General features: G+C 35.9%; 25 protein-coding genes. 15 read left to right on the forward strand and 10 right to left on the reverse strand.

The features are described from left to right. Window positions 1–14: 14 nt before the first annotated feature. Window positions 15–1,169: a glycosyltransferase family 2 protein gene (locus tag IEW45_RS07080; protein ID WP_188620539.1), complete on the reverse strand. Its 1,155-nt coding sequence runs from the start codon at window positions 1,167–1,169 to the stop codon at window positions 15–17. Window positions 1,170–1,261: 92 nt separating this feature from the next. Next, window positions 1,262–1,699 carry an Hsp20/alpha crystallin family protein gene (locus IEW45_RS07085; protein ID WP_188620540.1) on the reverse strand — a complete coding sequence of 146 codons (438 nt, stop codon included), beginning with the start codon at window positions 1,697–1,699 and terminating at the stop codon, window positions 1,262–1,264. Between the two features lie 183 nt (window positions 1,700–1,882). Between IEW45_RS07085 and IEW45_RS07090 the strand changes: the two genes are divergently transcribed. Both IEW45_RS07090 and IEW45_RS14830 read left to right on the forward strand, forming a co-directional pair. Then, complete coding sequence (locus tag IEW45_RS07090) at window positions 1,883–3,751, forward strand: ABC-F family ATP-binding cassette domain-containing protein (protein WP_188620541.1); 1,869 nt, start codon at window positions 1,883–1,885, stop codon at window positions 3,749–3,751. Between the two features lie 13 nt (window positions 3,752–3,764). Continuing rightward, window positions 3,765–4,394: a hypothetical protein gene (locus IEW45_RS14830; protein ID WP_229665913.1), complete on the forward strand. Its 630-nt coding sequence runs from the start codon at window positions 3,765–3,767 to the stop codon at window positions 4,392–4,394. A 13-nt stretch (window positions 4,395–4,407) separates the two neighbouring features. Here the strand turns inward: IEW45_RS14830 and IEW45_RS07100 are convergent, their stop codons facing one another. Together IEW45_RS07100 and IEW45_RS07105 are read right to left on the reverse strand one after the other, a co-directional pair. Beyond that, on the reverse strand, window positions 4,408–4,662 hold the full coding sequence (locus tag IEW45_RS07100) for a DUF7218 family protein (RefSeq protein WP_188620542.1): 255 nt from the start codon (window positions 4,660–4,662) through the stop codon (window positions 4,408–4,410). Window positions 4,663–4,832: 170 nt separating this feature from the next. After that, window positions 4,833–5,492 carry a hypothetical protein gene (locus IEW45_RS07105; RefSeq protein WP_188620543.1) on the reverse strand — a complete coding sequence of 220 codons (660 nt, stop codon included), beginning with the start codon at window positions 5,490–5,492 and terminating at the stop codon, window positions 4,833–4,835. 347 nt (window positions 5,493–5,839) lie between these two features. Between IEW45_RS07105 and IEW45_RS07110 the strand changes: the two genes are divergently transcribed. The 7 genes from IEW45_RS07110 (at window position 5,840) to IEW45_RS07140 (ending at window position 13,433) form a co-directional block, all read left to right on the forward strand. Further along, the gene (locus IEW45_RS07110; protein ID WP_188620544.1) at window positions 5,840–6,112 is read left to right on the forward strand and encodes a hypothetical protein; all 273 of its coding nucleotides are present in this window, start codon (window positions 5,840–5,842) and stop codon (window positions 6,110–6,112) included. Between the two features lie 159 nt (window positions 6,113–6,271). After that, complete coding sequence (locus IEW45_RS07115; protein ID WP_188620545.1) at window positions 6,272–6,979, forward strand: ABC transporter ATP-binding protein; 708 nt, start codon at window positions 6,272–6,274, stop codon at window positions 6,977–6,979. A 77-nt stretch (window positions 6,980–7,056) separates the two neighbouring features. After that, complete coding sequence (locus IEW45_RS07120; RefSeq protein ID WP_188620546.1) at window positions 7,057–7,629, forward strand: cob(I)yrinic acid a,c-diamide adenosyltransferase; 573 nt, start codon at window positions 7,057–7,059, stop codon at window positions 7,627–7,629. 143 nt (window positions 7,630–7,772) lie between these two features. After that, on the forward strand, window positions 7,773–7,994 hold the full coding sequence (locus tag IEW45_RS07125) for a DUF2795 domain-containing protein (protein WP_002986941.1): 222 nt from the start codon (window positions 7,773–7,775) through the stop codon (window positions 7,992–7,994). Window positions 7,995–8,094: 100 nt separating this feature from the next. Further along, window positions 8,095–11,457, forward strand: coding sequence for a preprotein translocase subunit SecA (secA, locus tag IEW45_RS07130; RefSeq protein WP_188620547.1), 3,363 nt, complete (start codon window positions 8,095–8,097; stop codon window positions 11,455–11,457). Between the two features lie 94 nt (window positions 11,458–11,551). After that, the gene (locus IEW45_RS07135; protein WP_188620548.1) at window positions 11,552–12,136 is read left to right on the forward strand and encodes a hypothetical protein; all 585 of its coding nucleotides are present in this window, start codon (window positions 11,552–11,554) and stop codon (window positions 12,134–12,136) included. Between the two features lie 58 nt (window positions 12,137–12,194). Next, on the forward strand, window positions 12,195–13,433 hold the full coding sequence (locus IEW45_RS07140) for a cation:proton antiporter (protein ID WP_188620549.1): 1,239 nt from the start codon (window positions 12,195–12,197) through the stop codon (window positions 13,431–13,433). Here IEW45_RS07140 and IEW45_RS07145 read toward each other — a convergent pair. From IEW45_RS07145 to IEW45_RS07160, 4 genes are all read right to left on the reverse strand, one after another. Beyond that, entirely contained in the window at window positions 13,430–14,842 is a 1,413-nt protein-coding gene (locus tag IEW45_RS07145) for an FAD-binding oxidoreductase (protein WP_188620765.1), read from the reverse strand. The two genes, IEW45_RS07140 and IEW45_RS07145, sit on opposite strands and share 4 nt — an antisense overlap. Window positions 14,843–14,900: 58 nt before the next feature. Next, complete coding sequence (locus IEW45_RS07150) at window positions 14,901–15,329, reverse strand: DoxX family protein (protein ID WP_188620550.1); 429 nt, start codon at window positions 15,327–15,329, stop codon at window positions 14,901–14,903. 1 nt (window position 15,330) lies between these two features. After that, window positions 15,331–15,861, reverse strand: a complete 531-nt coding sequence (locus IEW45_RS07155; RefSeq protein ID WP_188620551.1) for a YceI family protein — start codon at window positions 15,859–15,861, stop codon at window positions 15,331–15,333. A gap of 172 nt (window positions 15,862–16,033) precedes the next feature. Next, window positions 16,034–16,942, reverse strand: a complete 909-nt coding sequence (locus tag IEW45_RS07160; RefSeq protein WP_188620552.1) for an AEC family transporter — start codon at window positions 16,940–16,942, stop codon at window positions 16,034–16,036. 121 nt (window positions 16,943–17,063) lie between these two features. On the opposite strand from IEW45_RS07160, the gene IEW45_RS07165 reads away from it, so the two are divergent. Further along, window positions 17,064–17,471, forward strand: coding sequence for an Rrf2 family transcriptional regulator (locus tag IEW45_RS07165; RefSeq protein ID WP_188620553.1), 408 nt, complete (start codon window positions 17,064–17,066; stop codon window positions 17,469–17,471). Window positions 17,472–17,553: 82 nt separating this feature from the next. Further along, window positions 17,554–18,651 (forward strand): methylmalonyl Co-A mutase-associated GTPase MeaB, encoded by a 1,098-nt coding sequence (meaB, locus tag IEW45_RS07170; RefSeq protein WP_188620554.1) that lies wholly within the window; start codon window positions 17,554–17,556, stop codon window positions 18,649–18,651. Window positions 18,652–18,673: 22 nt separating this feature from the next. Here meaB and IEW45_RS07175 read toward each other — a convergent pair whose 3' ends face one another. Beyond that, window positions 18,674–18,904 carry a DUF8828 family protein gene (locus IEW45_RS07175; protein ID WP_188620555.1) on the reverse strand — a complete coding sequence of 77 codons (231 nt, stop codon included), beginning with the start codon at window positions 18,902–18,904 and terminating at the stop codon, window positions 18,674–18,676. 24 nt (window positions 18,905–18,928) lie between these two features. Beyond that, window positions 18,929–20,302, reverse strand: coding sequence for an MATE family efflux transporter (locus tag IEW45_RS07180; RefSeq protein ID WP_188620556.1), 1,374 nt, complete (start codon window positions 20,300–20,302; stop codon window positions 18,929–18,931). 201 nt (window positions 20,303–20,503) lie between these two features. Between IEW45_RS07180 and IEW45_RS07185 the strand changes: the two genes are divergently transcribed. The 4 genes from IEW45_RS07185 to IEW45_RS07200 all read left to right on the forward strand — a co-directional run bounded on the left by IEW45_RS07185 (window position 20,504) and on the right by IEW45_RS07200 (window position 25,044). Further along, the gene (locus IEW45_RS07185; protein WP_188620557.1) at window positions 20,504–21,034 is read left to right on the forward strand and encodes a hypothetical protein; all 531 of its coding nucleotides are present in this window, start codon (window positions 20,504–20,506) and stop codon (window positions 21,032–21,034) included. 112 nt (window positions 21,035–21,146) lie between these two features. Continuing rightward, complete coding sequence (locus IEW45_RS07190) at window positions 21,147–21,515, forward strand: response regulator (RefSeq protein WP_188620558.1); 369 nt, start codon at window positions 21,147–21,149, stop codon at window positions 21,513–21,515. A gap of 150 nt (window positions 21,516–21,665) precedes the next feature. Further along, window positions 21,666–22,178, forward strand: a complete 513-nt coding sequence (locus tag IEW45_RS07195; protein WP_188620766.1) for an RNA polymerase sigma factor — start codon at window positions 21,666–21,668, stop codon at window positions 22,176–22,178. Then, window positions 22,168–25,044 (forward strand): YfbK domain-containing protein, encoded by a 2,877-nt coding sequence (locus tag IEW45_RS07200; RefSeq protein ID WP_229665915.1) that lies wholly within the window; start codon window positions 22,168–22,170, stop codon window positions 25,042–25,044. The genes IEW45_RS07195 and IEW45_RS07200 overlap by 11 nt, the downstream gene beginning before the upstream one ends. Window positions 25,045–25,053: the final 9 nt, after the last annotated feature.

Consider the following 25,053-nt stretch of genomic DNA (forward strand, 5'->3'; position numbering starts at 1 on the left):
TTAACTATAATTTATTACCACTGTAAAATGTTCCCTCTGGAATTACTATCGTTACTCCCCAAAATATAGTTACAACCTTTGGGCTTTATTTTATAGGTATACCCGTCATTACTATGTCTTTGCATTATAGCAATAATTTCCCCAAAAGTCAACATTTCGTTATCAAATACAACTTCTATGGTTTTAAATTGTGCCTTTTTTAAAGGCAGCAGCATTGTCTCTTTATAGCTACTTAAGCGTATAACTTTTTTTTCCAGTTTACCCTCAAGTAACTCTCTTAACCCTTCATCTTCTGAAAATAAAAAATATTCCTGCGTTTCTATTTCCTGAACCTTTTTATTTTTTTTGGCTGAAACAAAAAGTGTAGCACCTGCTTTCATAAACAAATCAAAAAACAGAGATTTCTTGAAATGCTTTTTATAAAAGTCCTGCATAGCGTCATTAAAGCGTTTCATGTACTCCTTATTTCTAACAGTACTTTCGCCTTTATAATGTATAATTGCCGTATCAGGGTAATAATAATTATCCTTACCTGCTTTTAACACCGTATACGATAAATCGATATCCTCACCATACATAAAATAGCTTTCATCAAAGCCACCTACCTTATTATACAGCTCTCGCTCTACAAACATAAATGCACCCGTAAGAATATCGGTTTTTGCAGTTTCATCAACCGCTATATGCTGTGCATAATACTTATTAAACAGTTTAGATTTAGGCAACAATTTATACAACCCTATTATTTTAGTCGCCGAAACCCAAGGCGTAGGCAATCCACGTTTGCTTTCAGGGAGAAACTTCCCCATGCCGTCAATCATCTTCACCCCTGTAATACCCATGTTATTATGCTGTTCAGCAAATGCCAGAACCTTTATAAAGGTATCTTCTGCAACTACTGTATCAGGGTTAAGAATACACAAATATTTACCTTTAGCTTTAGCTACCCCTATGTTATTCCCTTTAGGAAAACCGGGGTTTTCCTTATTAGCAATAAGTTTTACATCAGGAAAATTTTGAGTCACCATAGCACAACTCTCATCAGACGAGTTATTATCTACCACGATAATTTCCCCCTCTATATTTTCAAGAGCTTGCTGCACGCTAAGAATACATTGTTCTAAAAAATAGCGTACATTATAATTAAGAATAATAACAGATAGCTGCATGACTACAAATATAGAGAATTGCCTCCTGATTTTTTTAAATAAAAAAACGCCCTGCAAAATGCAGGACGTTTTTTAACCAACTAACACAATTATTATGAAATATCAATTAACCTTTTCGCTTTTGGTAACGCTTCCTCTTTTTTAGGTAACCCTATTGTAAGAATACCATTATCATAAGAAGCCGTTATATTTTCATCGTTTACTGTTTCAGGAAGTGTAAATGCACGTTTAAAAGAGGAGTAACCAAACTCACGTCTTGTAAACTTACCTTCTTCCTTCTCCGTATTTTCAGTTTTTACTTCTGCCGAAATACTAAGCAAATCATTCTCAACTTCAATATTAAAATTTTCTTTTTTCATTCCCGGAGCCATCAACTCTACTGTAAAACCGTTTTCTGTCTCCTTAATATTTACCGGCGGAGTCATTTTGTGCATTAACTGTGTACCTCCTGACCAGTCTTTAAAAATTTCATCCATAAATGAAGGAAATAAACCATTTGCATTACTGTTGTTACGTTTTACTAAACTCATAATCTTAACTATTTTTTGTTCTACTTAATTAGAAATCTTTTTGTTTTACGCTTTATAATAGTCAACTCTTGTACCAAAGCCATGAACAAGACTTTTTGTCATTATTTAATGACAAAATGACATTTTTATTAATTTTAGCTGCAAATACTTTAAATAGTCTATTTTTGCACAAAAGCCAATAACGTGAATTACCTTTCAGTAGAAAACATATCCAAATCATTTGGAGAACGCACACTTTTCAGTGATATATCATTCGGTATTAATAAAGACCAAAAAGTAGCTTTTATAGCTAAAAACGGAACGGGTAAAACCAGCATCCTTAAAATTATTACAGGAGAGGACACACCCGATACCGGGCAAGTGGTTATGCGAAAGGATATAAAAATGGCTTTCCTACCGCAAGAGCCTAACCTTAACCCCGAGCTAAGTGTTGAGGAAAGCATATTTGCATCGGATAATGATATACTGAAAGTAATAGAACGTTACGAGAAAGCACTTGAAAATCCTGAAAACACAGAAGAATATCAAAAAGCATTTGAGCAAATGGATATTCACAATGCGTGGGATTTTGAAACACAATACAAGCAAATACTTTTTAAGCTAAAACTGGAAGACCTTAAACTAAAGGTGAAAAGTCTTTCGGGTGGGCAAAAAAAGCGTTTAGCATTAGCCATAATACTTATTAATAAACCCGATTTATTAATACTGGATGAACCTACCAACCACCTAGACCTCGAAATGATTGAATGGCTGGAAAGTTATTTTGCTAAAGAAAACATCACACTATTTATGGTTACACACGACCGCTACTTTTTAGAAAGGGTGTGTAATGAAATAATAGAAATGGATAACGGGCAGTTATACCAGTACAAAGGGAACTACTCCTACTATCTTGATAAAAAAGAAGAACGCATTGCTGCTGAAAATGCAAGTATAGACAAAGCCAAAAACTTATTTGTAAAAGAACTGGCTTGGATGCGCCGTCAACCCAAGGCAAGAACCACAAAATCAAAATCACGTCAGGATGATTTTTATGTAATTAAAGAAAAGGCCAATAGCCGACGTAAAGAGCACCAGGTAGAACTGGAAATAAACATGGAGCGTATGGGTAGCAAAATAGTAGAGCTACACAACCTCTCCAAAGATTTTAAAGAGAAAACCATACTTAAAAACTTTAGCTACAATTTTAAAAAGGGCGAACGTATTGGTATTATTGGTAAAAATGGAACGGGAAAATCGACCTTCCTAAATATACTAACACAAAGCATTGCTCCTGATAACGGAAAAGTAGTTATAGGCGAAACGGTTAAAATAGGGTACTATACTCAAAATGGTATTAACCCAAAACCGGAACAAAAAGTTATTGATATAATTAAAGAGTTTGGTGAATACATACCATTAACCAAAGGGCGAACTATATCAGCAGCGCAATTACTGGAGCGTTTCCTGTTCGACCGTAAAAAACAGTATGATTTTGTAGAAAAACTAAGTGGTGGCGAATTAAAACGTCTTTACCTGTGTACCGTATTAATACAAAATCCTAACTTTTTAATACTGGATGAGCCTACCAACGATTTAGATATTGTAACCCTTAATGTTTTAGAGAGTTTCCTTTTAGATTACCCGGGATGCCTTATTGTAGTATCACACGACAGGTATTTTATGGATAAAATTGTAGATCACCTGTTTGTTTTCAGAGGCGAAGGTGTTATTGAAGATTTTCCGGGTAACTATAGTGATTTCCGCATTTATGAAGATAGTACTGAACCTGAAAAGGAAGAAACTAAAACTACTACCGATAAAAAATCGTGGAAAAAAGATAATGTAAAAAAAGGCTTAACCTTTAATGAGCAAAAGGAATATCAAAAACTGGAGCGCGAGATTAAAGATCTTGAAGAAAAGAAAAAGGAAATAGAAGGTATATTTGCCAGTGGAGAACTTGCTGATACTGAGATAACCGAAAAATCGGAAGAGTTACAAAAGGTATTAGACAGCATAGACGAAAAAACAGAACGCTGGTTTGAACTTAGCGCAAAAATGGAAGAAGCGTAATACAAGTAAGTATATGAAACCATTGAGTTACACAAAATTCCTTTGGAAATCGAGCAATGCACATGGCATTCACTCGCCTTTTGTATATAACCTGATTACTAAATGTTTTTATAGCGGTACACCTAAACTGTACCGCAGCAAAAAACACCTTCCTGTAGAAAATATAAGTATCGAAGCTGCAAACACCTTACATAAAATAGTTTCAGGAATTAAAGCTTCTAAGTTATATGTATTAGGCAACAAGGCAGAAGAGGCAACTAAAATATTACAAGCCTCAGGTGAAAAAGCGAATACGCAACCTTGGTTTTTCTCAACATTAGCTCCTATACCCGGCACTATTGATTTAGCATACATATCCGGAAATGACACCGAGTCACTTTTACAACTACTGGAACAAATACTACCAAACGCCAACAGCAATACCGTTTGTATTGTAGGCGATATTCATACTACAGCAGCTGCCGAAAAAGCCTGGGAAGCTATAAAAGAAAACCCTAGTGTAACAGTGACTATAGACACGTATTACTTAGGGCTTGTGTTTTTCAGAAAAGAACAGGCAAAACAACACTTTATTGTTCGCCCGTTTACCAACTGGTTTACTAACGCACTATTAGGAGTCCGCAATTTATGGGGACTTATCTAATAGCCTTTATACACTAGTTATTACGCAAAGCATGTATTAACTCTGATTTACTCATTTTAGAGCGTCCGTCTATACCTACCTTTTTAGCTTGCTCATATAACTCTTCTTTGGTTCGGTCTTCATACTTTTCAGCATGACCACCTTTTGTACCGGAATCCTCCGTATTGGCAATACGTGCTGATTTCTCTTTACTGTAACCTCTATCTCTTAAAGCTTCATATTGTTCTTTATTTTTAACGCTTGGTCCTGGATCTTTTCTACCTGGCATAATTTTACAATTTTTTAGTTATACTTCCTTTTTCTTATTTATTTTTTCTTACTTAAAAGTAACTATTATGAAAGGTTTAAACCGTTAACCATCAGTTAAAAAACAAAAAAAGAGGTTGCAATACGCAACCCCTTTAATACGAATAATAATTAACCTTTATCTATTCGCTATTATTCTGCAGCTTCCTTAGCTTCTTCGTTCTCTTCTCCTTTAGCTGTCATTCTTTCCCATGCAAACTTAGTAGCAAAACTAGTTTTAAGTTTAGCAATCTCCATATTGTCTTCAGTTGTTAAACCTTGCTCTTCTACAGTGTTTTTTCTTGCATCAAGTGCTTCATACCAAGCTTTTATCATATCAAGTTGGTCACGAGAGTAACTATCCTTGTTAGCTTCAAAAGTTTCTACAAACTGTTTGTAAACACCTAGTATATTATCTTTGTTTACCCAAGTAAAGTCCATGTTTCCACCTTGAGGCTCATGTCCAAACAATCCATTATACAAAGAAGCTTCTTTAGCGTCATTAGCTTCTTCCATTGTTTTGTTCTTTACCTCGTTGTACTTTTCTTTTGTATCATTAATTTTCTCTTCAGCAGCAGCTCTATCTTTTACACTTTCTAATCCAGATTCAGCTTCAGAAAGCCTGTTGTTGTACTCTGAATCGATAGTTTCCCAATTCGCTACTCTTTCTTCGTCGTCTAACCCTTGTATAGAGTCTACGTATGCCTCATATCCGTCTACACTATCCTGTGCAGCCATTTCAGCATCATTCTTACAAGATGTAAATCCTGCTGCTATAAGAGCAGCACCTAGCATTAAATTAAATCTTTTCATGGTTCTTTTGTTTTATTTTTTCTGATTAACTATGGTGTAAAGGTAAATCCGTATTAATCATATTTCAAAGTTTTAGTTTATTTATTAGGAATACTTTAGCAGTTATAACAATAAATTAAGTTTAATTAAGAATACGTTAACAGGGCTAGCTTTTTTACAGCGTCTTTTCCTACTACAATTATTTAAGGAAATAAATAATACCATTTTACTATTATAATTAAATAGAATAGAACTATTCTTTCACATTCTTTAACCTATTGTCTTAAACCGTAGTTAATTAATAAACCATTAATACAAATGCGATAATCAGTAATGTAACTTTGATAATGAACCTAAAAAAACAGATTATGAAAAAGATAGTATTTACCCTTAGCACATTACTTACTATAACTTTAGCAACCGCACAAAGCTATCCTAAGCAACCGGACCCTAAAGTATATAACGTGATAAGACATGACAGTAAAAGTGAAAAAGCAACTGAAGCAGAAGAAGAAAGAGAAGCTGTTGCTACAACAGGAATACAGGAAGCCAGAAGAGAAGACCAGGAAAATGTAGACCGAGAAGTAACTGAAACGGAAAACAACAACCAAAACGGTTTAGTTAATAACGATAACCAATAGTATTTATAATACCCTCAATATTATACAAAATGTTATTTTAAAAAGAGGTGCTGATTTAAGCACCTCTTTTTAATTCCATACAATACTTATTCGTAAATCAACATTCATAGATTTTACTCTCAGAAAAAAATCACTACTTTTAAGGCTTAAAACTCAGCTATGGCAAAACCTATAATTGATATAAAAGGTATAACCCGAGATTTCCCTTTAGGAAGCGAAGTAGTTAAAGTACTAAAGGGCATAGACCTAAAAATAAATAAAGGAGAGTATGTTGCTTTAATGGGACCTTCGGGTTCCGGTAAAAGTACCTTAATGAATTTATTAGGTTGCTTGGACACACCTACATCGGGCTCTTATATATTAAATGGTAAAGACGCAAGCCAAATGAGCGATGATGAGCTTGCTGAAATACGTAACAAAGAAATAGGCTTTGTATTCCAGACTTTTAACCTGCTACCGCGTACCACAGCGCTTGATAATGTTGCATTACCAATGGTATACGCAGGTTACAACAAATCTGAACGTAATGAACGTGCTACCGAAGTACTTACACAAGTAGGACTGGCTGACCGCATGGACCATAAACCCAACCAGCTTTCGGGAGGGCAACGCCAAAGGGTAGCTGTTGCAAGAGCACTGGTTAACCACCCTTCTATAATACTTGCTGATGAACCTACCGGTAACCTTGACAGTAAAACATCTGTAGAGATTATGAATTTATTTGATGAAATTCATGCAAACGGAAATACTGTTATACTGGTTACACACGAAGAAGATATTGCAGAACACGCACACAGAATAATACGACTGAGAGATGGTATTATAGAAAGTGATAATGTAAACCCTAAACCTGTACAGCAACTATAACAGAAATAAAAGGATTGTTTATTACAACACATCACACTCATTACAAAAACCACCCTTCTTAGAAATCCATAATAATAATGAAAGTATATACTAAAACCGGAGATAAAGGAACAACCGCTCTCTTTGGCGGAACACGTGTACCTAAACATCATATACGTATAGAAAGCTACGGAACTGTTGACGAACTAAACTCACATATAGGTTTAATTCGAGATCAGGAAATGAACCCACTTTATAAAAAAGTTTTAGAGCGCGTGCAGGACAGACTTTTTACTTTAGGTGCCATATTGGCAACTCCTCCGGAAAAAGAAGTTTTAAAAAACGGAAAAGAACGTTTAAACATTGCAAAAATATCTAAAAAAGATATTGAGCTTCTTGAAAATGAAATTGATAACATGGAGGAAGCCCTCCCACCTATGACTCATTTTGTGCTTCCGGGCGGGCATACTACAGTGTCATACTGTCATATAACACGTTGTGTTTGTCGCCGTGCAGAGCGTTTAGCAGTACATTTAAACGAGATTGAACCTGTTGACAGTATGGTTTTGACATACTTAAACCGACTTTCTGACTATCTTTTTGTACTGGCACGGAAGTTGTCCTACGATTTAAACGCGGATGAAGTTAAATGGATTCCTGAAAAGCCTTAATATACAAGGGATAGCAAGAGTTATCTATAATAAATTTTAGCCCGCCTAAAACGTTCTTACTTTTTTTAAATAAATTAAGCAAATTTTTACTTGACATTTTCAGTATAAAATTTATTTTTGCATAAAATTAAATCGTTAAAAAGATGTATTGGACATTAGAACTGGCATCATACCTTAGTGATGCGCCATGGCCGGCTACAAAGGATGAGCTAATTGATTATGCCATCAGGACAGGAGCACCATTAGAGGTTGTAGAAAATCTTCAGTCCATCGAAGATGAAGGGGAAATATACGAGTCCATGGAAGAAATATGGCCGGACTACCCTACTGACGAAGATTATCTCTGGAATGAGGATGAATATTAGCAGAAAATAAAAATTTCAATTGAAAAGTCTCTTTTGTGAGGCTTTTTTTTTGGTTAAATTTGTTGATAATAAATTAATTATAACATAAGCATATATAATAATGAGTTTAATAAATAACATTATTAAAGCTTTTGTAGGTGATAAGTCTGAAAAAGATATTAAGGCAATACAGCCTATTATCAAAAAGATTCATTCATTTGAAGAAGCTTTAACAAGTCTTTCGCATGATGAGCTTAGGGCTAAAACTATATCTTTTAAAGAAAAGATTAAGGAAGCCAGAGCAGAAAAAGATGCGAAAATTGCATCATACCTTGAAGAGATAGAAAAAACAGAAGATATAGACCAAAGAGAGGATATTTATGCCTCTATAGATGCACTTGAAAAAGAAGCATACGATATATCTGAAAAAGTATTAATGGATATTCTTCCGGAAGCGTTTGCAGTAGTAAAAGAAACAGCAAGACGTTTTAAAGAAAATACCCATATAACAGTTACAGCTACCCCTAAAGACAGAGAGTTTTCTGCTACTAAGGCGTATGTAGAGCTTGATGGCGATAATGCTGTATGGGCAAACTCGTGGGATGCAGCAGGTAAAGAAATTACCTGGGACATGATTCACTATGATGTTCAGTTAATAGGTGGTGTGGTACTACACGAAGGTAAAATTGCCGAGATGCAAACCGGTGAAGGTAAAACCCTTGTGGCGACATTACCAATATACTTAAATGCACTTACAGGAAATGGTGTACACCTTGTAACGGTTAACGACTATCTTGCAAAACGTGATAGTACATGGAAAGCGCCATTATTTGAATTCCACGGTCTTACTGTAGATTGTATTGATAATCACCAGCCAAACTCTGACGCAAGACGTAAAGCGTATGCTGCTGATGTTACTTATGGTACTAATAACGAATTTGGTTTTGATTACCTAAGGGATAACATGGCACACTCGCCTAACGACCTTGTACAGCGTAAGCATAACTATGCTATTGTGGATGAGGTTGACTCTGTATTAATTGATGATGCCCGTACACCGCTTATTATATCAGGACCTGTACCGCAGGGAGATCGCCATGAGTTTAACGAACTTAAACCTAAAGTAGACAACCTTGTAAATATGCAAAGAACACTTCTTAACGGTGTACTTGCAGAAGCTAAAAAGCTAATAAAAGAAGGTAATACTAAAGAAGGTGGTTTCTTATTACTGAGAGTTCACAGAGGTTTACCAAAAAGTAAAGCACTTATAAAATTCCTTAGTGAAGAAGGTGTTAAGCAGATACTTCAAAAAACTGAAAACCAGTACATGCAGGACAACAACCGAGATATGCACAAGGTTGATGAAGCACTGTACTTTGTTATAGAAGAAAAAAATAATCAGGTTGAATTAACAGATAACGGTATACAATTCCTTTCTCAGGATACTGATAAAGACTTCTTTGTACTGCCGGATATTGGTACCGAAATTGCCAATATAGAAAAGAAAAAACTTGAAAAAGAGGAAGAAGCTGAACAAAAAGAAGAACTGTTTAGAGACTTCTCTGTAAAAAGTGAGCGTATACACACCCTTACACAGTTACTAAAAGCCTATACTTTATTTGAAAAAGACGTAGAATACGTTATTGAAGAAAATAAAGTAATGATTGTAGATGAGCAAACCGGTCGTATAATGGACGGACGTCGTTACTCTGATGGTTTACATCAGGCAATCGAGGCGAAAGAAAACGTTAAGATTGAAGCGGCTACCCAAACTTTTGCAACTATTACACTGCAAAACTATTTTAGAATGTACAACAAACTTTCCGGTATGACGGGTACTGCGGTAACCGAAGCAGGAGAGTTCTGGGAAATATACAAACTGGATGTGGTAGAAATACCTACCAACCGCCCTATTGCACGTAACGACCAGCATGATTTAATATACAAAACCATGCGTGAGAAGTTTAATGCAGTAATTGATGATGTTACTAAACTTTCTCAGCAAGGGCGCCCTGTACTTATTGGTACAACATCCGTTGAAATATCTGAGTTACTAAGCCGTATGCTTAAAATGAGAAATGTTAAGCACAACGTACTGAATGCAAAACTACACAAGCGTGAAGCAGAAGTTGTAGCGGAAGCAGGTAAACCTGGCGTAGTAACTATAGCAACAAACATGGCAGGTCGTGGTACGGATATTAAACTTTCTAAGGAAGTTAAAGATGCCGGAGGTCTTGCTATTATAGGTACAGAACGTCACGATTCAAGACGTGTAGACAGACAGCTTCGTGGTCGTGCAGGACGTCAGGGAGACCCTGGTAGTTCTCAGTTCTATGTATCGCTAGAAGATAACCTGATGCGTTTATTCGGTTCTGAAAGAGTAGCAAAAGTTATGGACAGAATGGGACTTAAAGAGGGTGAGGTTATACAGCACTCTATGATGACCAAGTCTATAGAACGTGCACAGAAAAAAGTGGAAGAAAACAATTTTGGTGTTCGTAAAAGACTACTTGAGTATGATGATGTAATGAACGCACAGCGTGAAGTTATATACAAACGCAGAAAACACGCATTACATGGTGACCGCCTAAAAGTGGACATCGCCAACATGATGTATGATACTGCGGAAGAAATAGCTCAGGTAAACAAGCAAGCTAACGATTACAAAAACTTTGAGTTTGAGTTAATCCGTTACTTCTCTATAAGCTCCCCTGTTACAGAAGCGGAATTCTCTAAACTATCAGAGAGAGAACTTACCGGTAAAGTATACAAAACGGTAATGGATGCGTATAACGAAAAAACAGAACGTGATGCAGCAGAAGCTTACCCTGTAATTAAAGGTGTTTACGAAAACAACGAATCGCAGTATGAACGTATTGTAGTACCGTTCACTGATGGTATTAAAACACTTAATGTTGTCACCAACCTTGAAAAAGCATACGAAACTGAAGGTAAATCACTAATTGCTGATTTTGAAAAGAACATTACTTTAGCAATAGTTGATGAAGCTTGGAAAAAGCACCTTCGTAAAATGGATGAGTTAAAACAGTCTGTACAGCTTGCAGTACACGAGCAGAAAGACCCGCTACTTATCTATAAGTTTGAAGCCTTTAACCTGTTTAAGAAAACAGTTGGTAACATTAACCGTGACGTAATTTCATTCCTGTTTAAAGGTACGTTGCCTTCTCAAAACACAAATAACATTCAGGAGGCTAAACAAGCTCAAAGAGTTAAAGAAAATTACCAAACCACTAAGGAAGAGGTTTTAAATACTGATGAAATGGCAGCTAAGGCACGCGAAGTTTCGCAAAACCAGCAGCAAAAGCCACAAGTAACCGAAACTATAGTTAGAACGGCACCAAAAATAAGCCGTAACGAAAATGTAACTATAAAGCATGTTATGAGTGGTAAAACTGAAACCATGAAGTTTAAAAAAGCTGAAAGTTTACTGGCATCGGGAGAATGGGTTATAATTAACGAATAGAACTTATAATTCTTCATATTTAACATCCTCCATATAGTATTTATATGGAGGATTTTTTATATTGACTTTCAACCTAATATTGTAAGTAAACAACATGAAAAATATTTTACTATTCGCATTTGTTTTAATCTCCTCACTAACATTTGCACAAGACAAAAAATCTCTTGAGGAAAGAGCACAGGCGGTATATAAAGCTACAACTAACAGTAGTGGTGATTATGCAGCCGTAGCAGAATACACCTATCCTAAAGTTTTTGATATTGTACCTAAGGAAACTTTGATTGAGGTAATGAATTCTGTATTAAACTCTCCTGAGGTTAAAATACAAATGCTGGATATTAAGCCTGATTTCAGTTATGGTGCTATTAAGAAAATAGACGATGCTTACTATTGCCTTATAGACCACAACCTTGGTATGAAAATGATTTTTACCCAAGATATACCTAGCGAGCAAGGTGAAATGATAAAAGAGCAAATTAAAGCTGCAATGGAAACTGAAAACGTAGTATTTAATGATGATGAAAACTCTTTTACTATAAAACAGAAAGCTCAAATGTTAGCTATATCAGATAGTCATACTGATTATGATTGGTATTTCATTAATTTAGGAGACGAAGGAAGTGAAAAATTTATTGGTATGTTGTTTAACGATAAAGTAAGAGAAGAAGTAGGTTTTTAAAAACCCTACTGCCTAAGAAAACTATTTTTTTAATTTATCACTCTCTTTTTCTACTTCTATGGAATTGTACTACTCACTATCAGTAATGATTGTTATAGCGGCATTCTTCGCTTATTTAAATGTCCGTTTTTTAAAACTGCCCTCCACAATAGGCGTTATGATAATTGCTATGGCAGCCTCTATAATACTGGTTAGCTTTGGCAGTTCTATTCCTGATATAGAGAGTAAAATATCATCATTACTACATAGTTTTGATTTTACCGAGGTGCTTATGGGGGCCATGCTTAACTTTATGTTGTTTGCGGGCGCTATACACATTAACCTGCGTGACCTTAATGAACAGCGTACGCCCATAATGACTTTTTCTACTATAAGTGTCATTATATCCACATTGGTGGTAGGTACCATAGTATATTTTATCCCTATGCCGGGGCTGGAAATACCCTATATATACTGCCTTTTATTCGGAGCATTAATATCGCCTACCGACCCTGTAGCGGTACTTAGTATACTTAAACAGAGCAAAGTGCGCAAATCATTAGAAACTAAAATAGCCGGCGAATCGCTTTTTAACGATGGTATGGCAGTAGTGGTATTTGCAGTAATATTACAGCTTGCGGAAAATGAAGAAGCCAGTCTGAACATTTTTAATATAATATGGCTGTTTATAAAGGAAGCAGGGGGCGGTTTTGTTTTAGGTGTTATACTGGGTATAACCGCATCTAAAGCTATGCGAAAAATAGATGACTACAAAGTATCGGTACTTATAACACTTGCGGTAGTGATGGGCGGTTACCTTATAGCGCACTCCATACATGTTTCGGGACCGCTTACTATGGTATTTGCAGGGCTTATTATAGGGAACTTTAACCGGAAATCCTCCAATATGTCAGTCATTACAAAAGATTATCTGGATAAGTTCTGGGAACTGAATGACGAAATATTAAACGCTATATTGTTCCTGTTTATAGGACTTGATTTATTACTGATTCCTGACCTTAATGCGTACTGGATTCCCGGTATTGCCAGTATAGTAATAGTACTTACCTCCCGATTTATCTCTATATGGCTACCGGGCAAGTTTATTAAACTAAAAGAACGCTTTGGCCCGGGTACTATAAAAATATTGGTGTGGGGTGGTTTACGTGGTGGTGTGTCTATCGCCCTGGCCTTATCTATAGGCGACAGCCCTTATACTAAAACTATAATAGCTATCACCTATTTTGTAGTAGTGTTTTCTATTATTGTGCAGGGGCTTACCATTGGTAGGGTAGCTAACAAGGTATTGAAGAGTTAAATAATATCCGGTAATACTTTACCCGGGTTTAATATGTTATTAGGATCAAAGGCTTCTTTAATAGCTTTCATCAGGCTTAATTGTTTTTTGCCAAAGGCAATATCCATATAGTTTTTTTGTACATAACCTATACCATGCTCCCCTGATAATGTCCCTTTTAGGGCTACTGTAAGTTCAAATATTTCTCTTACGCCTTTAGGCACTTCATTTTTCCACTGTTCATCACTCATAGTACCCTTTACAATATTAACATGCAGGTTACCATCGCCTGCATGTCCATAACAAACGGACTGAAAACCATATTTACTACCTATAGCTTTTATACCTTTTAAAAGTTCAGGCAAGGCATAACGTGGTACTACGGTGTCTTCTTCCTTATATACCGAGTTTGATTTTACTGCCTCCCCTACTGCCCTACGCAGTTTCCATAGAGCATTTTTCTGTTCTTCAGTATCGGCAAATAAAACCTCATCAATATCATACTGTTCCAGTACCTCTGTTATTTTTTCTGCCTGACTGAATAGTACATCAGGATAATTACCATCAACCTCAATTAGTAAATGCGCCTGAACCTCATCCTTTATGTTGATACTTATATCATCATTTAAAAAACGTAATGTCCAGTCAATAGCCTCCCTCTCCATAAACTCCAAAGCACTGGGTACTATCCCTGCTCTGAATATAGCAGCTACTGCTTCGCAAGCCTGCTCTGCTTTAAAAAACGGAACAAGCATCAAGATGTTATTATTAACTTTAGGCAGTAGCTTCATCACTATTTTAGTAATAATACCAAGCGTACCTTCGCTACCTACCATTAGTTGTGTAAGATTGTACCCTGTTGAGTTTTTAAGTGTATTAGCTCCTGTCCAGATAATTTCACCTGTAGGGAGCACTACTTCAAGATTTAAAACATAGTCCTTAGTAACCCCATACTTCACGGCTCTTGCACCACCTGCATTTTCGGCTACATTACCACCAATAGTACAACTCCCTCTACTACTTGGGTCAGGTGGGTAAAACAATCCTTTTTCCAGCACGGTTTCCTGAAGTACCTGAGTGTATACGGCAGGCTCTACAATAGCCTGTAAGTTTTGCTCATCAACTTCTATTTTGTTTAATCGTTCTATAGAAAGGCCTATACCTTCATGAATACTTAGTGCGCCTCCACTTAACCCTGTGCGCCCCCCAATAGGCACAACAGGTACTTTATATTCATTAGCCAGTTTTACTATTTCAGAAATTTCTGTAGTATTCGCCGGCTTTACTACTACCGATGGTGGAAAATTGTAATCTTCCGTTTCATCATGTCCGTAGTTTTTTCTTGTTTCTTCGTCAAAAAAAAGAAATGACTGCCCGACAATCTCTTCCAGTCGAACAATCATTTCTTTTGGTAGTATTATATGGTTCATAGTCTTGAATTCATTAGCTATGTAAGCTCTCATTCAAAAATACTACAAATATTTATGCTTAATAATTAATTTTCTTTTTTCTGCCTCCTATAAGTCGGTCTACTGAAAATCTACCACCGCCTACTACAAGTAAAAGTATGTATATAGAAAGGTATAGTCCGGGTAGTTCTTTTCTGCTGAAATCATCACTGATATGAACATTGAAGATAATTATCAGCATAGTAATAATTAGCGGTACACATGCAAGCCGTGTAGCAAAACCCATTATTAATAAGAAAGAGCATATCAGTTCAGAAAATACCGTAAGTGTTAAAGAGGCTTTAGCCCCTACTCCCAAAGGGTCTGCAAACTCAATTACACCGCCCTCCATTAGCATATCTAACTTTCCCAAACCATGCGTTATCATAAAACAACCCACAGTTAGTCGCAGTAAAAATATTGCTAAGTCGTACAGGTTTTGATTATAGGATGTACTAAATACCTTCATATTATTGCTCTGTAAATTGAAGATTTCCTATAAGCTTTACTTCTTCACTAACTGTTAGTCCTCCGCCTTCAATAACAGCATTCCAATTAAGACCGTAGTCTGTTCTGTTTATTTTTCCTGTAATTTCAATACCAACTTTTCTGTTACCGTAACCATCAACTGCTATACCGCCATATTCACCCTTAAAAGCTACCTCTTTAGTAACTCCTTTTATGGTAAGATCTGCCAGTATAGTATATTCGTCATCATTAATCTGTTTAATAGATTTTGTTTTTACAGTTAATGATTTATGATTTTCAGCATCAAAAAATTCCTCACTTTTTAGGTGCTCATCTCTTTTTTCGTTATTTGTATTCGCGCTTGAAGCACCAATAGTAACGCTTATCTCTCCCCCTTGAAAAGTATCATCAGGTGTAGTTGCTTCTCCGCTAAATTCGGAAAAAGAACCTGTTACTGTTGAAATTACTAAGTGTTTTACTTTAAATTGTATTTCAGAGTGTGCCGAGTCTAAAACCCATTTTTTTGTGGCCATAATTATATGTGTTTAGGTAGTTTAAAACCATAAAGTTAAATAAAAAGCTACAAAAAGGAGTTAAAATAATGCAAAGTCTTACTTAATCATCGAATTGGTAAGAATAGACGTGAAAAAATAAAGGATAATTATTGATATCAGGTATCAGCCTAAAATATTTATTTATTCTGCATTACATATTCAGTATCCAATACCAAAAAGCAAGTGTAATAAACGATAGTGGTATGCCTATTCCAATCATCATTCCTGCCAATCTTGGTTTAAGCCCGTTAGTGGCAGCCAATATAGAAGCCGTTATCATAGGAGCCATAGCAGCTTCCATAATCGATACCTCTGTTTGTAAGCCATCCTGATTTAAAATAAGTTTATATAGTATATAAAAGAAAGCAGGTGTAAGTATAAGTTTAAAAAATAACCCCAAGGTTAAAAAGCGCCAATGTTTACTTTTCCTTTCTATTTTTAGCTGCATTCCTACCGCTACCAATGCTACAGGTGTTACCGTACTACCCAATCGGGATAAGACAGACTGAACATCTCCTATAAAATCATAACCTGCTATATTCATACAAAGCCCCGCAAAAAAAGCAAAGAATGGAGGAAATAATAGAATTTTCCTAAGCATAGCACCTGTACCCGTACTCTCTTTAGAATATGCTGTAGCTACTATTATACCCAGCGTAGCCATAACCATAAAAGTACCGGGCTGGTCTACTATAATAGCTGTTTCCAGTCCTTGGTTTCCGTACAAAGCTTCAATAATTGGAAAGCCAACGAATGATGTGTTACCGAGTCCTGCGGTTAAGATTAAACATCCTGTTAGTTTTTTAGACCATTTAAAAACTTTACCTAAAACAATAAAAAACAGCAACGACAGGAAAAAACCTATCCACGCTATACCTAAAGGAAATAAAAGTTTAGTACTTACCGTTATTTTAGGAATGTAATATAATGCCAGTGCCGGCAACGAAATATAAATAACAAATTGATTGAGTGCCACGTAAGCGTTAGCGGGGAAAGCCTTTACACGCTGCAAACCAACACCTGCAAGCATACAAAGGAATACGAGGATAATACTGTCCAAAACCTTGTTTAATTTTAAGCCCAAATGTAAAGGTAAATGACGAAAAAGGGCAGAAAAAATGCTTAAATATAAGGCTGTTTAATAAATCCGTTTAAATTTGTAATCAAATTTATTACAGAACATGATTTCAGGTAAATTTGCTATCACGCTCCATATATTAACGTTATTATCCAAATATCCAGAAGAATATTTGTCGTCAGACTTTTTGGCTTCCAGTATGAACATTAACCCTGTACTGGTTCGTAAAGAAATGGCAAACCTGAAAAAACATGACATTATAGAAAGTCGTGAAGGCAAATATGGTGGCAGTAAACTGGCTAAAGCCCCTGAACATATATCGCTTGATGATATTTTTAAAATAACTTTTGAAACTGTAACACTTGGGTACTGTAAAAAAGAGCCTAACCCTAAATGTCCTGTTGGTAATAAAATAAACGATAACCTCGACAAGCTGTATTGCGATATTAATACTGATATAAGTAATAAACTCTGTAAGATAACATTACAGGAGTTTACACAAGAATTTTAATTTGTACACTGTACTAAACGGTATTAAAAACCGAATTTGCAAACAAAATTCATAACTTTACTTATATCAGAAATTCAATATAGTGACAAACCAAAACAATCATACAAGCGCACTTCACGAGAAAGATGGTGTACAACAACCCGAAAGTATAAGCAAAGCCTCTATAGCACAAATTACTAAACTTCGTCGCAAACAACCTACAGCTGATGATTTAGTAAACGGTATACTGGAAGGCAATAAAACTATGCTGAGCCGTGCCATTACTTTAATTGAAAGTACAAATGCTAATCACCTTGAAAAGGCTAATAAGGTTATAGCCGACTGTTTACCTCATGCTAATAAATCAGTAAGAATAGGTATTACAGGGGTTCCGGGAGTTGGTAAAAGTACTTTTATTGAAGCTTTTGGTAAGCACCTTACCGAGAAGGGACATAAAGTAGCTGTACTGGCTGTTGACCCAAGCAGTTCATTATCACACGGAAGTATTTTAGGTGATAAAACCCGTATGGAAGAACTGGTTAAAGATGAAAATGCTTATATACGTCCTTCTGCTTCAGGAGATACTTTGGGCGGTGTGGCACGCAAAACAAGGGAGTCTATAATTCTTTGTGAAGCTTGCGGGTTTGATGTTATTATAATTGAAACCGTTGGTGTGGGGCAAAGCGAAACCGCAGTACACAGTATGGTAGATTTTTTCCTGTTACTGAAAATTGCCGGTGCGGGTGATGAACTACAAGGTATTAAGCGCGGTATAATGGAAATGGCAGACTTAATAGTAATTAATAAAGCCGATGGCGATAATATTAAAAAAGCTAAACTTGCCAAAACAGAGTTTAACCGTGCATTGCATTTATTTCCTGCAAAAAACTCAGGGTGGCAACCTAAAGTAACTACCTGTAGTGCTATTACCAAAGACGGTATAGACGATGTATGGAAAATAACCAGTGATTATTTTAACCTTGCTAAAAGTAATAATTACTTTGAAGCCAAACGTGCAGAACAAAATCGTTACTGGCTTACCGAAACCATAAACGAGCAACTAAAAAACAGTTTCTATTCACAGGAAGGAATTGCACCACTGCTGAAACAATATCAGGAAGCAGTGCAAAATCATGAGTTATCGCCTTTTATTGCTGCGCAAACCCTCTTAAAAAAATATTTTGAAAATTTAGAACGCTAGTTATTTTAATTACTGCTTTTAACTACTCTTTTTCGTAGCGTTCCATCTCGCGATCGTAAAAATCGTTAGCTTGTTTTATAAGGCTTTCCATTTCAGCCTCAAGATCTTCCCTGTCAGCTTCATCTGGTTCTTCAAGAAGCTCTACATCATCATCTTTCAAGTTGATTATAAACTGAGGGTATTCTAAATGAATAATAAATATATCTTCAGGGAAATCAGTATTATCACCTAATAAAAACTTTGGTAAATCCATATAAAATTTTGTTTTAAAAAGCTGCTATGCTTTTGCCAGCAGTTTTTTAGTTAAATAATTAAAGCGAATATATAAAAATAATGCGGCGGCTGTCAAACCTGCCAGTAAACCTATCCACACTCCAGTTGCTTTTAAAGGGGTATATAGTCCCAAATAAAATGAAACAGGGAAACCTATTACCCAATAAGCTATAAAGGTAAACACTGTAGGCAGCTTCATATCCTGCAAACCCCGTAATGCCCCAAGTACTACCACCTGTATACCATCAGAAATTTGGAAAACCGCAGCTACCAATAATAATTCTGCTGCTATGGTTATTACTTCTGTATTTTCTACTATTAGTGATGCATCATTCATATCTAAAAACAGCTTTGGCAGGTAGTTGTGGAAAATTACAAATAAGGCTGCAAAAACAATTTCTAATAATACTGAGAGTAAGAAAATAGAACGTGCTACCAGCAGTAACTTTCTGTAGTCTTTATGCCCTTTTTGGTTTCCTACTCGTATCATAGCGGTAACGCTAAGTCCCACAGCAAACATAAACGTCATAGAGGCTAAACTAAGTGCTATTTGGTTAGCTGCCTGGCTGGACTTACCTATAGAACCCGAAAGCCACACGGCTGCTGTAAATAATGCTACTTCAAAAAGCATTTGCATGGATGATGGCACACCCAGTGCTGTGATACGCCTTAGCATTGATTTTTTAATATTACTAAAACTAAACTTAGTAAAATAAGGTTTAAACTTCTCCTTCCCAGCCATCATGTAATGAATATAAACCAACATTACAATTCGCGATATTACAGTACCTAAAGCAGCACCTATAATACCCATTTCGGGGAAAAACCATATACCGTATATCAGTAAATAGTTAATTAAAATATTTACCACATTCGATATAACTACCGCATACATAGCATATTTGGTAAATGAAAGCCCATCAGCAAATTGCTTATACCCTTGAAAAATAATCATGGGTAACAGTGAGAAAGCTACCCAGTCTACATAGGGTGCAGCAAGTACTACAACCTCATCCGGCTGATCCATTAAATGCATTAAAGGCTTTGCCAGTACAACTACCCCGAATAATAGCAGTCCCAGTATAGTACATAAAAATACCCCATGATGAAAAACACTTCTTACTTTCTCTGTGTTTTTTTCAGCATCATATTGTGCAATAATTGGTGTTATAGCAGTAGAAAAACCAATACCTGCCGATATAGCAATAAATACCATACTATTACCAAGCGATGCAGCAGCAAGTTCGGCGGTACCCAACTTACCTACCATAATATTATCTATAATACCTGTTATAGTATGTCCCAGCATACCCAGTATTACAGGCCATGCTAACGTAATATTTTGCCTGAACTCTTTTGTGTATTTGGCTAATTTCACTGCTACTTTTAATTTTTTTGCAAATGTACACAGAACAAACAGATGAATACTCAAGATTGTTGATTATATAATCAAATGGTAATGAGCAACCTAAACTACAGGCTTAAATATTTTAATAATTCATTGTAAAATAATTAACGAAACGTTGCGACTTTCCTGCATTTTAACATAGTAATTTTACTACAACAAAACACAATAACTATGAAGAAATTAATTTTTAAAGGCTTAATGTTAGGAGCATTATGCTTTATGGGTACTGCTAAAAGTAATGCACAGGAAATTACAGGAACACCTAGCGAAGCAATAAATAACTATGACCAAAAGTTCCGCTTAGGTTTTGGACTTAACGCAGGTGCTGCTACCGGCGACTATTTTAATTTTGCATTGGGTGGAGATGTAAGGCTACAATATGACCTTTCTCAAAAAACATCATTAACCCTAACTACAGGTTATACTCATTTATTTGGTGAAGAAGATTATATTGATGATTTAGGTTTCATTCCTGTAAAAGGAGGTTTTAAGGCATTTGTTTTAGAAAACAGCCTTTATGTACTAGGAGAAGTTGGTGCAGGGTTCGCAGTAACTAACGACTATGACGAAACTACATTTTTATGGGCTCCGGGTATTGGATATGCTACTGAAAACATTGACATAAGTGTACGTTATGAGGGTATGAATGATTTTAATGCTGACCAAATAGCACTAAGGCTAGCTTACGGTTTTAAACTTTAAAAAACTGATAAGCAACCAAAAACCTACAATTACAATAACCAATTATATTAAAACCTATGCCAATTTATTGGTGTAGGTTTTTTAAATTTGTGATAACCACACCTCGCCAATTATGAAATTATTTGTTATTGACTGGAGTAAGGATAATACCACTCCGCTTATAGAAATGTGTAAAGCATCATCCCACCAAATTGTGGGCACAGAGTTGCGTGATGGCAATACCGCCTATAAAAACACCGCACTAACCAACCCCGATGCTATTGTAATTAACTACTCGGTTAAACCTTCACACGGCAGGGCAACAGCACAACAAATACGGAAAAGAAAATCTACCTCCGCAATACCTGTTTATTTTCTTAACGGCGATGAAGATGATAATGAAAAAGTAGAACACCTTGGGGTATGCCTTTCGGAAGAAGAGTTTAAAGACTTATTAGATACTAACCGCTCCGGCTTTTCATTAGAAAGTTATCTTTTATAATACTTATAATTTTTAGCTGTACCTTACAGTTTAAATTATTCAGGAGAAAAATTTTACTACCCTTTCCAACCTTTTGTAGTTTTTCCTGCTCTATATAAACAAAGAGACTTAATTGTGATAGACGAAAAACTCATAACAGCATGCAGGAAAATGCACCGAGGCGCACAGCGGGAGGTGTATGAGTATATGGCTACCAAGCTATATTACACCTGCAAAAGGTATTTAAAAAGTGAAGAACTAATTGAGGAGGCTATGGCCGATGCCTTTTACACTATTTTCACTAAAATTAATCAACTGAAAGAAGTTAAGGCTTTTGAAGCCTGGGCACGAAAAATCACTGTAAATCAGTGCCTGTTAACATTAAAGCGAAATGTAAATTTCAATATTTATATTGAAGATATGGCATATTCGGCAGAACCTTCGCAAACAGATTCTTCAGGATTGGAAGAAGAGGATTTACTGGAGTTGCTGAATTACCTTCCTGAAGGGTGCCGAACCATATTTAATTTATACGCTATAGAAGGCTATTCGCATAAAGAAATAGCAACCATGCTGAACATTAGTGAGGGAACTTCCAAATCACAATTAAATGTCTCCCGAACAAAACTCAAAGAATTAGTAAACAGTGTTTATTATCAAAACGTGAACAGCAATGGAAAATAAAGATAAAATATACGAACAGTTTAAGGACGCCGCCGAAAAGGCAGAGCAAAAAAGTTTTGACCGCATGGAGGCAGTATGGAACCGTGTAGAGGATAAACTGGATAAAAAGAAAAAACGTCGCGGTGTAGTATGGTGGAAATATACAGGTGCTGCCGCATTACTCCTGTTATTCATCAGCATTGGGAATATGGTTATGAGAAATAATCCTGATCCAATTATAAGTCCTGATGTACTACCGGATAACAATGTTACAGTTATTGATACACAAAAAGTAAACGAAACTTTTAATCCTGAGCATGAAGAAATAACTGAGGAGGAAGTAGTTATAAATCAATCTAAAAAGGATAATCTATATGACACATTAGCTAATGGAAAAGTATTTAATCGTGAGATTAAGAATACAAGAGACCGAGAGAAAAGAAGCGGTAATGGTGAATTTAGAATTAAAAAAGAAGTTACATATAGAGATGGAGATAAAAACACCTCGACTGAACCTTCAATAGCTGATAATAATAACTACGAATTAGAGGAAGTTATTGTAGATAAATATCGTGTTACAAAACCTGTTACTTCATCAGCTGCTATGGTAACAATACCTGCTGAAAGTATAACTAATAAAAACAAAGTTGTAACTACAAACAACGGCAATGATTATAATTACTATAGTAATTCAGCAACAGTAAACCCAAATGCATCCAATCAATATGGTGCGGTAACTGCTAACCGTTATCCTATAAAAAAAGAGGAAGAGAAACAAGATGAACGTGCAGCAGCAGCTATGACAACCGTTTCTGTTGAAGAAGTAGAAGACAGAGCAAATACAGGTGTGTTACAAAACCTGCAAGGGCAGGTAGCAGGAATAAATATTGCAACGGGTTCGGGAGAACCGGGTGCAGACAGTACAATCATTTTACGAGGAACCAGTAGTATAAATGGTAATGCTGAACCGTTATTTGTAGTAGATGGAGTCCCTGTTGATGAAGATAGCTTTAGGAGTCTCAGCCAAAATGATATAGCTTCCTACAGTATTTTAAAAGATGCTGCAGCAACTTCCATATATGGTAACAGAGGAGCTAACGGTGTAATTGTTATTACTACTAAAAATGGAGCGGGTTATTACTTAGGTAAAAGCATAAACTCTCAAAGTAAAGAAGAAATAAAAATAGAACTTAATAAACTAAACGTACTACCTAACGGTAAAGAGCCCCTTTATATAATAGATGGTGTAGCGGTAGACGAAGTAACCTACAAAAGTTTAAGCCTTGATGATATTGCAAACTGTAAAGTGCTTAAAAATGGAGCATCAACAGCTATGTATGGCAGTAAAGGAACTAATGGGGTAGTAATAATTAATACTATAAAAGCTTTTAGAAAAGAAACTTCTAGTTATAACAGTAATGAACAAACTAGTGAAACTAAAAATGAAGAAGCTAACCCTAGACTAAATGCTAAAATACAAGTCGATCAAGAAGAATACGAGTCTTTTGAAGAAAACCAATTTGAAAACCCTGCCATAACACCGCTTTCTACTTTTTCTATTGATGTTGATAATGCTTCATACACCAATATCAGACGTTTTTTAAATAATGGGCAAACTGTTCCTAAAGATGCCGTTCGGGTAGAAGAAATGGTGAACTTTTTTAACTATCAATACCCACAGCCTACGGATAATAAGCCATTCTCAATCAATACAGAATACAGCGATGCACCTTGGAATACCAAACACAAACTATTAAAAATAGGACTAAAAGGAGTAGAAATACCAACCGAAGACTTACCTGCCTCTAACTTTGTATTTTTAATAGATGTTTCCGGCTCTATGGATGCACAGAACAAGCTACCATTGTTAAAAGAGTCTATGAAAATACTGGTAAAACAAATGCGCAGTAACGACAGGATTGCAATAGTAGTATATGCAGGTGCAGCAGGTTTAGTATTACCTTCTACAAGCGGAGCGGAAAAAAACAAAATAATTGCTGCTCTGGATAATTTAGATGCAGGCGGAAGTACTGCCGGCGGCGAGGGGATAAATTTAGCCTACAAAATAGCACAGGAAAACTTTATTAAAAAAGGCAACAACCGTGTTATACTGGCAACTGATGGCGATTTTAATGTAGGTCCTAGCTCTAATGATGATATGCAAACGTTAATAGAACAAAAACGTAAAAGTAGTGTTTTCCTTACTTGTTTAGGGTATGGTATGGGTAACTATAAGGACGCTAAAATGGAAATACTGGCTGATAAGGGTAATGGTAACTATGCCTACATTGATAATATGCAGGAAGCCGACCGCTTTTTACAAAAAGAGTTTAAAGGCTCTATGTATGCCATTGCTAAAGATGTAAAAATACAGATAGAATTTAATCCGAAACACGTACAGTCATATAGGTTAATTGGTTATGAAAACCGTAAACTACGAGATGAAGACTTTGCTAACGATGCTATTGATGCGGGAGAACTAGGTAGCGGGCATACTGTAACAGCACTATATGAAATTATACCTACAGGTGTAGAAAGTGATTACTTTACCCCTGCCCCTGAATTAAAATACAGTCAGCCAAATACATTAGCCAACAACTACGGTGATGAGTTGGCAACTATTAAACTACGCCACAAAAAACCGGATGAAAATGTAAGTAAAGAAACAGTAAAAGTAATACCTAACATTACAACAGCATTAAGCAGTACATCGGGCGACTTTAAGTTTGCTGCTGCTGTAGCTTGGTTTGGTTTAAAACTGAGAGACAGTGAACTAATACCTAACAAAACTTCTCAGGATATTATTAACCTTGCTAAACAAGGTGCTTATAACGACCCTGATGGTTACAGAGCTGAATTTATACGGCTGGTAAACAGAGTTGAGTAATGAGTAAAT

This window comes from Flavobacterium suaedae (assembly GCF_014642915.1).
Lineage (GTDB): Bacteria > Bacteroidota > Bacteroidia > Flavobacteriales > Flavobacteriaceae > Flavobacterium > Flavobacterium suaedae.